The sequence below is a fragment of the Streptomyces sp. NBC_00513 genome (assembly GCF_041431415.1).
In the GTDB taxonomy this organism is placed as follows: domain Bacteria; phylum Actinomycetota; class Actinomycetes; order Streptomycetales; family Streptomycetaceae; genus Streptomyces.
The window spans coordinates 1,908,713-1,921,409 of sequence record NZ_CP107845.1; the positions used below are offsets into that span (position 1 = coordinate 1,908,713).

At 68.4% G+C, this 12,697-nt stretch carries 13 protein-coding genes; 4 read left to right on the top strand and 9 right to left on the bottom strand.

The genetic code is table 11. From position 1 onward, the window contains the following. Positions 1 to 109: 109 nt before the first annotated feature. A complete protein-coding gene (locus OHA84_RS09090) occupies positions 110 to 1,105 on the top strand; it encodes a LacI family DNA-binding transcriptional regulator (RefSeq protein WP_053678748.1) in 996 nt (331 codons plus the stop codon). A gap of 59 nt (positions 1,106 to 1,164) precedes the next feature. On the opposite strand, the gene prcA is transcribed toward OHA84_RS09090, so the two are convergent. The 6 genes from prcA to arc form a co-directional block, all read right to left on the bottom strand. Continuing rightward, positions 1,165 to 1,929 carry a proteasome subunit alpha gene (prcA, locus tag OHA84_RS09095; RefSeq protein ID WP_078998917.1) on the bottom strand — a complete coding sequence of 255 codons (765 nt, stop codon included), beginning with the start codon at positions 1,927 to 1,929 and terminating at the stop codon, positions 1,165 to 1,167. Between the two features lie 46 nt (positions 1,930 to 1,975). Continuing rightward, positions 1,976 to 2,815 (bottom strand): proteasome subunit beta, encoded by an 840-nt coding sequence (gene prcB, locus OHA84_RS09100; RefSeq protein ID WP_053678751.1) that lies wholly within the window; start codon positions 2,813 to 2,815, stop codon positions 1,976 to 1,978. After that, complete coding sequence (locus OHA84_RS09105; RefSeq protein ID WP_323178921.1) at positions 2,767 to 3,198, bottom strand: endonuclease VII domain-containing protein; 432 nt, start codon at positions 3,196 to 3,198, stop codon at positions 2,767 to 2,769. Before OHA84_RS09105 ends, prcB begins: the two co-directional genes overlap by 49 nt. 195 nt (positions 3,199 to 3,393) lie before the next feature. Beyond that, on the bottom strand, positions 3,394 to 3,606 hold the full coding sequence (locus OHA84_RS09110; RefSeq protein WP_030016348.1) for a ubiquitin-like protein Pup: 213 nt from the start codon (positions 3,604 to 3,606) through the stop codon (positions 3,394 to 3,396). 192 nt (positions 3,607 to 3,798) lie between these two features. Continuing rightward, on the bottom strand, positions 3,799 to 5,310 hold the full coding sequence (gene dop, locus OHA84_RS09115) for a depupylase/deamidase Dop (protein WP_053678754.1): 1,512 nt from the start codon (positions 5,308 to 5,310) through the stop codon (positions 3,799 to 3,801). 252 nt (positions 5,311 to 5,562) lie between these two features. Then, positions 5,563 to 7,329, bottom strand: coding sequence for a proteasome ATPase (gene arc / locus OHA84_RS09120; RefSeq protein ID WP_053678846.1), 1,767 nt, complete (start codon positions 7,327 to 7,329; stop codon positions 5,563 to 5,565). A 264-nt stretch (positions 7,330 to 7,593) separates the two neighbouring features. Between arc and OHA84_RS09125 the strand changes: the two genes are divergently transcribed. Continuing rightward, on the top strand, positions 7,594 to 7,914 hold the full coding sequence (locus OHA84_RS09125; RefSeq protein ID WP_053678756.1) for a ferredoxin: 321 nt from the start codon (positions 7,594 to 7,596) through the stop codon (positions 7,912 to 7,914). 4 nt (positions 7,915 to 7,918) lie between these two features. On the opposite strand, the gene OHA84_RS09130 is transcribed toward OHA84_RS09125, so the two are convergent. The 3 genes from OHA84_RS09130 to OHA84_RS09140 all read right to left on the bottom strand — a co-directional run bounded on the left by OHA84_RS09130 (position 7,919) and on the right by OHA84_RS09140 (position 10,856). Next, positions 7,919 to 8,533 carry a hypothetical protein gene (locus OHA84_RS09130; protein WP_053678758.1) on the bottom strand — a complete coding sequence of 205 codons (615 nt, stop codon included), beginning with the start codon at positions 8,531 to 8,533 and terminating at the stop codon, positions 7,919 to 7,921. A gap of 190 nt (positions 8,534 to 8,723) precedes the next feature. Next, complete coding sequence (locus tag OHA84_RS09135; protein WP_053678760.1) at positions 8,724 to 9,638, bottom strand: tRNA (adenine-N1)-methyltransferase; 915 nt, start codon at positions 9,636 to 9,638, stop codon at positions 8,724 to 8,726. An 18-nt stretch (positions 9,639 to 9,656) separates the two neighbouring features. Next, positions 9,657 to 10,856 (bottom strand): site-2 protease family protein, encoded by a 1,200-nt coding sequence (locus OHA84_RS09140; RefSeq protein WP_053678761.1) that lies wholly within the window; start codon positions 10,854 to 10,856, stop codon positions 9,657 to 9,659. A gap of 166 nt (positions 10,857 to 11,022) precedes the next feature. Between OHA84_RS09140 and OHA84_RS09145 the strand changes: the two genes are divergently transcribed. Further along, positions 11,023 to 11,949, top strand: coding sequence for a RecB family exonuclease (locus OHA84_RS09145; RefSeq protein WP_107089186.1), 927 nt, complete (start codon positions 11,023 to 11,025; stop codon positions 11,947 to 11,949). 65 nt (positions 11,950 to 12,014) lie between these two features. After that, positions 12,015 to 12,689, top strand: a complete 675-nt coding sequence (locus tag OHA84_RS09150; RefSeq protein ID WP_053678766.1) for a response regulator transcription factor — start codon at positions 12,015 to 12,017, stop codon at positions 12,687 to 12,689. Positions 12,690 to 12,697: the final 8 nt, after the last annotated feature.

Here is a 12,697-nt window from a genome sequence, read left to right on the forward strand (position 1 = left end):
CCGGGGTAATACGTATAACTTGACGGGTCATACGTACCATGTCCCCAGTCCGCCGGTCCACCCGCCGGACCACCCCCCACCCCATGACCTGCGACAACGGGAGCCCCCTGTGACGAGACCCACCAGCCGGGACGTCGCCGCCGCCGCCGGGGTCTCCCAGGCCACCGTCTCCCTCGTCCTCGGCGACAAATGGCGCGGCCGCGTCTCCGAACGCACCGCCGACCTCGTCCGCGAGAGCGCCGCCACCCTCGGCTACCGCCCCAACCTCGCCGCCCGCAACCTGCGCCTCGGCTCCACCCGCACCGCCCTCCTCGTCGTCCCCGCCCTCACCAACGAGTTCTTCGCCCGCGTCTACACCGGCGCCGCCCGCGTCGCCGCCGAACACGGCTTCGGCGTCGTCCTCTACCCCTCCCCCGACGGCACCGGACCCGCCCGCGACCCCTTCGCCTCCGCCCGCGCCGCCCTCGACGGAGTCATCGCCTCCTCCATGGCCGCCGACGCCCTCGACGCCCTCGGCCGCGAAGGCCTCCCCCTCGTCATGCTCGACAGCGACCCCGCCTCCGACACCGCCGCCGCCCACGTCAACCTCGCCATGGCCGACGGCATGCGCCAAGCCGCCACCCACCTCCTCGACCACGGCCACCGCCGCTTCCTCCACCTCGCCTCCGCCGTCGACTCCTGGACCTTCGACATCCGCGCCAAGGCCCTGCCGGCCCTCCTGGGCCCCTCCACCGAACTGCGCACCATCAGGGCCCCCCTCACCGTCCACGGCGCCCGCACCGCCATGGAAGCCCTCCTGAAGGCACCCGGGCCCCGACCCACCGCCGTCATCTGCGACGACGACATCCTCGCCGCCGGTGCCTGCAAGGCCGCCCGCCGCCTCGGCCTGCGCGTCCCCGACGACCTCTCCGTCACCGGCTTCGACGACCTCGCCCTCGCCACCGCCGTCGAACCCGAACTCACCACCGTCCGCCTGCCCGCCGAACGCGTCGGCGAGCAGGGCATGAGCGCCCTCCTCGCCGTCCTCGACGGCACCCCCTGGTCCGCCCCCGACATCCCCGTCGAACTCGTCGTCCGCGACTCCACCGGCCCCGCCCCCGCCTGAACGCGCAAAGGCCCCGACCCACCGCGAACGGCAGACCGGGGCCCCTCCACACACACGACCTACTCGGCGTCGTCCTCCGGCACCTCGTCATTCGACACGGCATCGGCCTGCGCCGCCGCCGGCACGTCAGCCTCCAGCAACCGCGCCAACTGCCGACCGCGGATCCGCTTGAACTTCCGCTGCTGCGCCCGCGTACGGTCCAGCACCGCGACCTCCAGCCGCTCGGCCGGAATCGCCTTGTCGGCGCCGTTCGCCTGGCTCGACAGCGCCTGCACCGCCAGCTTCAACGCCTCGGACAGCGTCATCCCGTCCCGGTGGCGCTGATCCAGGAACGTGCTGATCTGCTCCGCGTTGCCGCCGACCGCGACCGAGCCGTGCTCGTCCACGATCGAACCGTCGTGCGGCAGCCGATAGATCTGGTCACCCGCGGCCGTCGGACCGACCTCGGCCACGACCAGCTCCACTTCGTACGGCTTCTCGCCCGCGCTGGAGAAGATGGTGCCCAGCGTCTGCGCGTAGACGTTGGCGAGCCCACGGGCCGTCACGTCGTCGCGGTCGTAGGTGTACCCGCGCAGATCCGCGTAGCGCACACCACCGATCCGCAGGTTCTCGTACTCGTTGTACTTGCCGGCGGCCGCGAAGCCGATCCGGTCGTAGATCTCACTGAACTTGTGCAGCGCGCGGGACGGGTTCTCCCCCACGAACACGATGCCGTCGGCGTATTGCAGCACGACCAGGCTGCGACCGCGGGCGATGCCCTTCCGGGCGTATTCCGCCCGGTCGGCCATGGCCTGCTGAGGTGAAACATAGAACGGAGTCGACACCGGCTGACCGTCCCTTTCTTCTGGGCTCCTACGAGGCGACGGATGGTCAGAGCAGGGCGGCGCGCGGGCCGTCGGGCTGCTCCAGCCGACGGTCGGTCACCGAACGGGCCAGCGCCTGCGACTCGTCGTCGGTCAGCCGGCGGAAGCCCTCGTCGGTGATGACGGTGACAATGGGATAGATGTGACGGTAGAGGTCCGGACCACCCGTCGCCGAGTCGTCGTCGGCCGCGTCGTACAGCGCCTGCACGACCAGCGTGGTGGCCTGCTCCTCCGTCAGGTCGGGACGGTACAGCTTCTTCATGGACCCGCGGGCGAAGATCGACCCGGACCCGGTGGCGGCGAACCCGTGCTCCTCGGAGCGACCGCCCGTCACGTCGTAGGAGAAGATCCGACCCTTCTCCTTGGCCTCGTCGTAGCCCGCGAAGAGCGGTACGACGGCCAGCCCCTGCATCGCCATGCCGAGGTTGCTGCGGATCATGGTGGACAGGCGGTTCGCCTTGCCCTCCAGCGAGAGGGTCGTCCCCTCCACCTTCTCGAAGTGCTCCAGCTCCAGCTGGAACAGCTTCACCATCTCGACTGCGAGGCCGGCCGTACCCGCGATGCCCACCGCGGAGTACTCGTCGGCCGGGAACACCTTCTCGATGTCCCGCTGGGCGATCATGTTCCCCATGGTCGCCCGCCGGTCACCGGCGAGCACCACACCGCCGGGGAACGTCGTCGCGACGATCGTCGTCCCGTGGGGCGCCTCGACGACACCGTCGGGGAGCTTGCGGTTCCCCGGCAGCATCTCGGGCTGGTGCGCCCCGAGGAAGTCCATGAAGGACGAGGACCCCGGCGTCAGGAAGGCTGCCGGTAGACGCCCTGTGCTACGAGTGTTGGGTTCCACAGGTTTCCTTCCACGTAAGCGGCTGCACGCCTTATGACGTCCGGCCGATCCTTGAACTGCCCCAAGGCTGCGTTGCAGCTGAAGCACAGCACGCCTCGGACCTTACCCGTCTGATGATCGTGATCCACATGCTCGGCCGGACCGGTTCGGCACAGCAGACACGAACCACCCTGCGCCTCGATCATCGCGTCACGCTCGGCCTCGGTAATGCCGTATTTGCGTTTGAAGTAGCTCGCCCGGTTGCGCTGCGTCCTGCATACGCGGCAGTAACTGGACCAACCGTCCGAGGTGGTCTTGTTCCGCTCCCATTCCGAGTGCGGTTTGACCTCCCGACACTGGGGGCACCGCTTGTGACCGGACGGTACGGTCACCTTCTCCCGCACCGTCCGCCCCTTCGCTTCCTGGCGCGCCTTGTAGTAGTCCGCAGAACACGAGCGACAGTAGGACTGCAATCCGTCGGCTATGGAACGGTTACTCGCATATTCCGACCGCGGCCTGTCCTGCTTGCACCTCGAGCACCGCTTGGTGATCCCTGCCAACTACCGCACGCCCCCCTGCGATTCGAAGGTCAAATGGCCTTACTGGCCACCCTTCTGCACGAAGGACCGCACGAAATCCTCGGCATTCTCCTCGAGGACATCGTCAATCTCGTCAAGTACCGAGTCGACGTCGTCGGAGAGTTTTTCCTGGCGCTCCTTGAGGTCGGTCGATTCCTCGACCGCCGCCTCCTCGACCTCCTCGGTCGAGCGCGTCGCCTTCTGCTGTCCGCCGCCGGTGTCCTTGGTCGCCATGTCTACCTCACCCCGCTCGGTTCGCACGCTCATGTCGAGAGACCCCGGAATCGGGATCTCTCAAGATCAGACCCTACGCCGGACCCTACAAGGAGGCCCCGACATTCGTCCCGGTACTTTCACAACGTCCGGGTGACTTCATGATTCCCTCGGCGGGGCCTTTTCAGGCCCCTTCCCGGTACCGGAATGGCCTCAGCGGCCCGAGAGCACCCGCACCAGTTCCTCCGCCGTCCGGCAGCGGTCCAGGAGCTCCTTCACATGGGCCCTGGTGCCCCGCAGGGGCTCCAGGGTGGGGACCCGCTGGAGCGAGTCGTGGCCCGGCAGGTCGAAGATCACCGAGTCCCACGAGGCCGCGGCCACGTCGTCGGCGTACTGCTCCAGACACCGGCCCCGGAAGTAGGCCCGGGTGTCCTCCGGAGGCTTGCCCTCGGCCCGTTCCACGGCCGTCTCGTCCACCAGTCGCTTCATCTTGCCGCGGGCCACCAGGCGGTTGTACAGGCCCTTCTCCGGGCGTACGTCCGCGTACTGGAGGTCCACCAGGTGCAGCCGCGCGGCGTCCCAGTCGAGGCTGTCCCGTCGGCGGTAGCCCTCCAGGATCTCCCGCTTCGCGATCCAGTCCAGCTCGCCGGAGAGGCTCATCGGGTCCGTCTCCAGCCGGCCCAGTACGTCCTCCCACCGAGCGAGGACATCCTTGGTCTGCTCGTCCGCGTCCGACCCGAAACGCTCGTCCACGTACTTCCTGGCCAGCTCGAAGTACTCCATCTGGAGTTGTACGGCGGTCAGTGTCCGCCCACTGCGCAGGGTGATCAGGTGGCCGAGGTCGGGGTCGTGGGAGACCTGGTGGAGGGTGCGCACCGGCTGGTCCACGGCCAGGTCCACGTTGATGAACCCGTCCTCGATCATCGACAGCACCAGGGCGGTGGTGCCGAGCTTGAGGTAGGTGGAGATCTCCGACAGGTTCGCGTCGCCGATGATCACGTGGAGCCGGCGGTACTTCTCGGCGTCGGAGTGGGGTTCGTCGCGGGTGTTGATGATGGGCCGCTTGAGGGTGGTCTCCAGGCCGACCTCGACTTCGAAGTAGTCCGCGCGCTGGCTGATCTGGAAGCCGTGCTCGCGGCCGTCCTGACCGATGCCGACGCGTCCCGCGCCCGTGACGACCTGCCGGGAGACGAAGAAGGGGGTCAGGTGGCGCACGATGTCCGAGAAGGGGGTCTCCCGCTTCATCAGGTAGTTCTCGTGCGTGCCGTAGGAGGCGCCCTTGTTGTCGGTGTTGTTCTTGTAGAGGTGGATCGGTTGGGCTCCGGGGAGCTGTGCGGCCCGTTCGGCGGCCTCGGCCATGATCCGTTCGCCGGCCTTGTCCCAGAGGACGGCGTCGAGCGGATTGGTGATCTCGGGCGAGCTGTACTCGGGGTGCGCGTGGTCGACGTAGAGCCGGGCGCCGTTGGTGAGGATGACGTTGGCGAGGCCGATGTCCTCGTCGGTCAGCTGGCTGTTGTCGGCGGCCTCGCGGGCGAGGTCGAAGCCGCGGGCGTCCCGCAGCGGATTCTCCTCCTCGAAGTCCCAGCGGGCGCGGCGCGCCCGGTGCATCGCCGCCGCGTAGGCGTTGACGATCTGGGACGAGGTGAGCATGGCATTGGCGTTCGGGTGCCCCGGGACGGAGATCCCGTACTCCGTCTCGATCCCCATTACTCGCCGTACGGTCATGCGGCCCTCCTTGCCCGGCGGCGCTCCCGTTCGGGAGCGGCGCTCAAGTACCGCTGGTGCTCCGGTGCGTTTGGTGCGGTGCCCGTCCCCGCACTGCGCGACCGGCGGTACGGAAGAGCCTAGAACCACTGCGCGCTGCTGGGGAGATCATTTCAGTCATTGAATTTGCCTTGTCACCGGCTGAAAAGCAGTCGGCATAAAGCAGTCGGCTGCGGGTGCCCTTGGCCGGGCACCCGCAGCCGCCCCGCTTCGTCAGAGGTACTGACCGGTGTTTGCCACCGTGTCGATGGAGCGGCCCGTGTCCGCGCCTTGCTTTCCGGTGACGAGCGTGCGGATGAATACGATCCGCTCGCCCTTCTTTCCGGAGATGCGGGCCCAGTCGTCCGGGTTGGTGGTGTTCGGGAGGTCCTCGTTCTCCTTGAACTCGTCCACGCAGGCCTGGAGGAGGTGGGAGACGCGGAGGCCCTTCTGCTTGTGCTCGAGGAAGGCCTTGATGGCCATCTTCTTCGCACGGTCCACGATGTTCTGGATCATCGCGCCCGAGTTGAAGTCCTTGAAGTAGAGGACTTCCTTGTCGCCGTTGGCGTACGTGACCTCGAGGAAGCGGTTCTCCTCGGTTTCGGCGTACATCTGCTCGACGACGGTCTGGATCATGCTGTGGACGGTGCCGGCCCTGGAGTCCTGGTGTTCGGACAGGTCGTCCGTGTGCAGGGGCAGGGTGGCCTTGAGGTACTTCGCGAAGATGTCCTTCGCGGCCTCGGCGTCGGGACGCTCGATCTTGATCTTCACGTCGAGACGGCCGGGGCGCAGGATGGCCGGGTCGATCATGTCCTCGCGGTTGGAGGCGCCGATGACGATGACGTTCTCCAGGCCTTCCACGCCGTCGATCTCGGCGAGCAGCTGGGGGACGATGGTGTTCTCCACGTCCGAGCTGACGCCGGATCCGCGGGTGCGGAAGAGGGATTCCATCTCGTCGAAGAAGACGATGACGGGGGTGCCCTCGCTGGCCTTTTCACGGGCACGCTGGAAGACGAGGCGGATGTGCCGCTCGGTCTCGCCGACGTACTTGTTGAGGAGTTCGGGGCCCTTGATGTTGAGGAAGTAGGACTTCCCGGCGGGCTGGCCGGTGACCTCGGCGACCTTCTTGGCAAGGGAGTTGGCGACGGCTTTGGCGATGAGCGTCTTGCCGCAGCCGGGAGGGCCGTAGAGCAGGATGCCCTTGGGGGGCCGCAGTTCGTGTTCCTTGAAGAGGTCGGGGTGGAGGTACGGGAGCTCGACTGCGTCGCGGATCAGCTCGATCTGGTCGCCCAGGCCGCCGATCTTGTCGTAGTCGATGTCGGGGACCTCTTCGAGGACGAGTTCCTCGACCTCGCTCTTCGGCACCACTTCGTAGACGTAGCCGGAGCGGGGTTCGAGCAGGAGGGCGTCGCCGGGGCGGATGGTGATGTCCAGGAGCGGCTCGGCGAGCCTCACCACCCTTTCCTCGTCGGTGTGCCCGACCACCAGGGCGCGCTCGCCGTCCTCGAGGATCTCCTTGAGGGTGACGATGTCCCCGGCCCGTTCGAACTCCATGGCCTCGACCACGTTGAGCGCTTCGTTGAGCATGACCTCCTGGCCGCGCCGGAGGTCTTCCGGTTCGACGCTGGGGCTCACGTTCACGCGAAGCTTTCGGCCTCCGGTGAAGATGTCGACGGTGCCGTCCTCGTTCGACTGAAGGAAGACACCGAATCCGGCCGGCGGCTGGGCGAGCCGGTCGACTTCTTCTTTGAGGGCCACGATCTGGTCGCGGGCCTCACGGAGGGTATTCGCCAGTCGTTCGTTCTGTGTGGATACGCCGGCCAGATTTGTCTGGAGCTCGACGATCCGCTCTTCGAGAATCCTCGCGTGCCGCGGAGAGTCGGCGAGCTTACGTCGCAGGACGGCGATTTCCTGCTCGAGATAGGCAACCTGGCCGGCGGGGTCATCAGACCCTCGCCCGGGCCGGATGCCGCGGTTGATGTCGTCGTCGTGGGCTGCCACGGTCCTCACCTCCTCCAAGGGGAGCTGGACGCTTCCTGACCCTACCTGGGCTGGTGGTGATTGAAACCCCTAGATCACAAAGACGGTAGGGGTGTGTCCGATCTTCACCCTTGCGTACTCCCTCACGCCTAGGAAATACCCACCCAGCGACATCGGAAAGCAGCCGGTTGTAAGGTCGAAGTGTTCAACACCCGTCAGGGCTCGCGCGACTTGCTGCGAGTTGCGACCGGGATGGATCACTCAGTGCAGGGAACGGCAGGAGATATGACCGTGCAGCAGGAGGCTCCCGCGGGCGGCGCCGGTGAGACGGATGCGTCGCTTGAGGTCTGGATCGACCAGGACCTCTGCACCGGGGACGGCATCTGCGTGCAGTACGCCCCGGAGGTGTTCGAGCTGGACATCGATGGTCTGGCGTACGTGAAGAGCCCCGAGGACGAGCTCCTGCAGGACGTGGGGGCGACCACTCCGGTTCCCCTGACGCTGCTGCGGGACGTGGTCGACTCCGCGAAGGAATGTCCGGGTGACTGCATCCACGTAAGGCGCGTTTCGGACAGGGTCGAGGTCTACGGTCCCGACGCCGAGTGACGGTTCAAACACTTCTGGCGGTCGAGTCCGTCAGCTCCTGGCGGAATTTTCCGCCCACCCAGCGCCACTTGGAGAGCTGCTTCACATCGGGGTCGGAGCGCGGTACCTCGCGTGAGGAATAGCCGAGGAGCGTGGCGGTGACCTGCCCGTCGCTCACGGTGAGGTCGGTGGCGTTCTGTCGGCGCGCGGGGTCGAGCAGGGTGGCGACGACGCGGGGGGCGGAACCGGCGGCGGGGCCCCGGGTGAGCACGTAGATGGCGTGGGGCGGGGTTCCCGAGCCGGCGTCGCAGCGTACGGCGGCGACGGTCTCGGGGCGTCCGTCCCCGTCGAGATCGCCCTCGGCGGTGGCCGTGACGGCCTGTGCGAGGCCCCGGCAGTCCAGTGGGTACGTGAGTGCGTGCGCGTCGGGGGCGGGCTCCCGGGGTGCGCTGCGGGTTCCGGGGTTCCCGGCGGCGGACGGCGCCGCGGGGGCTCCGTTGGCGGGGTCCGGTTGCAGGAGGCCCGCTCCGGCGATGACGGCGGCCATGGCCGAGGCCGTGGCGATCCAGTGGAGGGGCCTGGCGCGGTGGTGTGCCAGGAGTTCCAGCGTGGGGGCCGGCTCGGTGGGGCTGTGCAGCACGCGGGGTGTCTCCTGTGCGAAGGGTGACGGGGAGCCAGCATCGTGCCACACCTCACACCGGGGTGGAACGGGTGGGTCCGGACGGGTCGCACGATGTCCGGTACAACGAAAAGGCGCCGTGGCGTAGTTCCCGAGTCGGTTCGGGAACTACGCCACGGCGCCTTGCTGTTGGGTCGGCGGTGGGCCGGGGTCAGTCGCGGTCGGCGGCGCCGCCGCGTGACTGGCTGCCGGGGCCGTCGTAGTCCTCGCCGTAGGCGCCCTTGGAGGGGCGGCGGCGGCGCATGGGGGGTTCGACTCCGTCCGCGAGGCGGCGGGCGGTGACGAGGAAGCCGGTGTGGCCGATCATCCGGTGGTCCGGGCGGACGGCCAGGCCCTCGACGTGCCAGTTTCGGATCATCGATTCCCAGGGCTGCGGTTCGGCGTAGCAGCCGAATTCGCGGATGGACTCGACGGTGCGCGAGAGCTGGGTGGTGGTGGCGACGTAGCAGCACAGGATGCCGCCGGGGACGAGGGCCTTGGAGACGGCCTCCAGGCATTCCCAGGGGGCGAGCATGTCGAGGATCACGCGGTCGACGTCGGTGTCGGACAGGTTGTCCTGGAGGTCGCCCACGGTCAGCTGCCACGCGGGGTGCGGGCCGCCGAAGTAGCGCTCGACGTTGGCGGTCGCGATCTCGGCGAAGTCCGCGCGGCGCTCGTAGCTGTGGAGCATGCCCTGGTCGCCGATGGCGCGCAGCAGGAAGCTGCTCAGGGAGCCGGATCCGACGCCTGCCTCGACGACGCGGGCGCCGGGGAAGATGTCGGCGAAGGCCAGGATCTGGCCGGCGTCCTTGGGGTAGACCACGGCGGCACCGCGGGGCATGGACAGGACATAGTCGGGGAGCAGGGGACGCAGCGCGAGGTACGCGACGTTGCCCGTGGTACGGACAACACTGCCCTCGGGAGCACCGATCAGCTCGTCGTGCGGGAAGGAACCCTTGTGGGTGTGGAAATTCTTCCCGGCTTCGAGCGTGAACGTGTAGTGGCGGCCCTTGGGGTCGGTGAGCTGAACCTGGTCCCCGACCTCGAAGGGCCCGCGTCGGCGGGCGGCACCGGTCGGTTCGGACATGTGACCAGTGTATTGGCTCTAGGACTGGGGCCGCGCCATGGCCTTCACGAAGGCCTTCTCGACGTCGAGGGCGGAGAGTACGCCGTAGATCGCGCCGCCGGTTTCGACGACGAGGTATTCGGTGGCGGGGGTGGTGCGGAGGTGGTCGAGGAGTTCTTCGCCGACGAGGTCCGCGGAAACCTTCATGCCGTCGGTGAGGTCTTGGGCGAGGGTGCTGACGGCGACCCAGGGTCGGCGGTGTTCGGGGACGGAGGCGATGGCGCTCTCGCGGACGAGGGCGATGGGTTCGCCGTGGCCGTCGACGACGACGAGGGCGCGGGCGCCGGCTTCGTTGGCGCGGCGCAGGGCCTCGGAGAGGGGGGTGGCGTTCTCGACGGGGATGGCGCGGCGGGTGAGGGTGCGGGCCCGGAGCGCGGGGAGGTGTTCGCGCAGTCGGGCCATGCGCAGGCTGTTGCCGGCGCCGGTCCAGATGATGGCGGCGAGGATCGCGGCGAGCAGGGCGTCCATGACGGTGTTCATGCCGCCGATTTCCTGGGGGCGGTTGCCGATGACGCCGGTGTGGGTGATCAGGGGCAGTCCGATGAGGACGGCGACGGCGAGGCCGCGGCCGACCCAGGCGGCGGCGACGGTGCCGGTCATGGGTTTGCCGGTGATGCCCCAGATGAGGGCGCGGAGCATGCGGCCGCCGTCGAGGGGGAGGCCGGGGAGGAGGTTGAAGGCGGCGACGAGGAGGTTGGAGATCATCAGGCCGCCGAGGAGGACGCCGGGGACGGTGGCGGGGTCGACGGCGTTCATGCCGAGGTAGAAGGCGCCGGCGAGGAGGAGGGAGAGGAGGGGGCCGACGAAGGCGAGGACGAATTCGCGGCCGGGGGTCTCGGATTCCTTCTCGATCTCGGAGACTCCGCCGAAGAACTGGAGCTGGATGCGGCGCACGGGGAGTTTGAAGCGGAGTGCGGCGATGGTGTGCGCGAGTTCGTGGACCAGGACGGAGGCGTAGAAGGCGACGGCGAAGAAGAGGGAGACGAGGTACCGGACGGGTCCGAGGTCGGGGAGTACTTGGTCCAGCTGGTCGCCGAAGACCCAGGTGATGAGGGCGGCGACGAGGAACCAGCTGGGCGAGACGTAGACGGGTACGCCGAAGGGGCGGCCCATGAGGAGTCCGCCGCCCGGGTCGGAGCGCTTGGCTGCGCGCTCGCCGGTTTCGTCGGTGTCTGCCACGGCTGTCCTTCGTTCGGTGCTGTCCGGCGTGGTGGGGGGCGCCGGCGGTTCGTGGGGGTTCGTCGCGGTGTGGTGGCGCGGTGTGATGCTCCGATCATGCAGTGCGAGGGGGCTCGGCGTCGATGGTATGCGTGTGCTGTCGGCGGCGGGTCGTAGGGTTTCACGCATGACGACGAGCCCTGCCCCCGGTCCGGACGCGGCCGCTGCCGGTGCGACGCCCTCTGTGGGTGGTGGCGCGGTGCGGCCCGCTTCGCTGTCGCCTTCGCGGGCGAGCGATTTCATGCAGTGCCCGTTGCTGTACCGGTTTCGGGTGATCGACAAGTTGCCGGAGAAGCCGAGTGCGGCGGCGACGCGGGGCACGTTGGTGCACGCGGTGTTGGAGCGGCTCTTCGATCATCCGGCGGCGGAGCGGACGGCGCCGCGGGCGAAGGCGTTGATTCCGGGGCAGTGGGAGCGGTTGCTGGAGGCGAGGCCGGAGCTGACGGAGCTGTTTCCGGAGGGGGATGACGGGGCGGGGTTGGCCGGTTGGTTGACGGAGGCCGAGGCTCTGGTGGAGCGCTGGTTCACGTTGGAGGACCCGACGCGGTTGGAGCCGGTGGAGCGGGAGTTCTTCGTGGAGACGGAGCTGGAGTCGGGGCTTCGGTTGCGGGGGATCATCGACCGGGTGGACGTGGCGCCGTCGGGTGAGGTCCGGATCGTGGACTACAAGACGGGCAAGGCGCCTCGGCCGCAGTACGCCGAGGGTGCGTTGTTCCAGATGAAGTTCTACGCGTTGGTGGTGTGGCGGTTGAAGGGGGTGGTGCCGCGCCGGTTGCAGTTGGTGTATCTGGGCAGTGGGGACGTGGTGACGTACGACCCGGTGGTCGCGGATCTGGAGCGGGTGGAGCGCAAGCTGCTGGCGCTGTGGGAGGCGATCCGGGAGGCGACGGAGACGGGTGACTGGCGGCCGCGGCCGACGAAGCTGTGCGGCTGGTGTGATCATCAGGCGGTGTGTCCGGAGTTCGGGGGTACTCCCCCGGTCTATCCGTTGGTGATCGGGCCGAGGGCCGAGGTGCGGGTCGAGGTCGAGGCGGTACGCCCGGAGGGATCCTGATCGGTGGATCAGGGCAGAATGGGCGGCGTCCGTCGAAGCCGTCGTACGAATTCGAGGTAGACCCCGTGGCGATCCGCGTACTGCTGGTCGATGACCAGCCGCTGCTGCGCACCGGTTTCCGGATGATTCTGGAGGCGGAGCAGGACCTGGCGGTGGTCGGTGAGGCCGGGGACGGTCTGCAGGCGCTGGATCAGGTGCGGGCCTTGCAGCCCGATGTGGTGTTGATGGACATCCGGATGCCGCGGATGGACGGGGTGGAGGCGACGCGTCAGATCACGGGTCCGGGGCGGGACGGGCCGGCGAAGGTGCTGGTGTTGACCACGTTCGATCTGGACGAGTACGTGGTGGAGGCGTTGCGGGCGGGGGCGAGCGGGTTCTTGTTGAAGGACGCGCCGGCCGTCGAGCTGGTGCAGGCGATCCGGGTGGTCGCGGCGGGTGAGGCGATGTTGGCGCCGAGCATCACGCGGCGGCTGTTGGACAAGTACGCGGGGCATCTGCCGTCGGGTGAGGACAACGTGCCGGATGCGTTGGGCACGTTGACGGAGCGTGAGGTCGAGGTGTTGAAGCTGGTGGCCCGGGGTCTGTCGAACGCGGAGATCGCGGCGGACCTGTTCGTGAGCGAGACCACGGTCAAGACGCATGTGGGGCACGTGTTGACGAAGTTGGGTCTGCGCGATCGTGTGCAGGCGGCCGTGTACGCGTACGAGAGCGGTCTGGTGCGTCCGGGGGCGGGTCAGTAGTTCCGCCG

What these genes read in the sequence shown, in the direction of transcription:
- OHA84_RS09110 (WP_030016348.1), bottom strand. Translation starts at nt 3,606, where the DNA reads ATGGCGACCAAGGACACCGGCGGCGGACAGCAGAAGGCGACGCGCTCG.
- dop (WP_053678754.1), bottom strand. Translation starts at nt 5,310, where the DNA reads ATGACCGTACGGCGAGTAATGGGGATCGAGACGGAGTACGGGATCTCC.
- OHA84_RS09125 (WP_053678756.1), top strand. Translation starts at nt 7,594, where the DNA reads ATGACCGTGCAGCAGGAGGCTCCCGCGGGCGGCGCCGGTGAGACGGAT.
- OHA84_RS09135 (WP_053678760.1), bottom strand. Translation starts at nt 9,638, where the DNA reads ATGTCCGAACCGACCGGTGCCGCCCGCCGACGCGGGCCCTTCGAGGTC.
- OHA84_RS09145 (WP_107089186.1), top strand. Translation starts at nt 11,023, where the DNA reads ATGACGACGAGCCCTGCCCCCGGTCCGGACGCGGCCGCTGCCGGTGCG.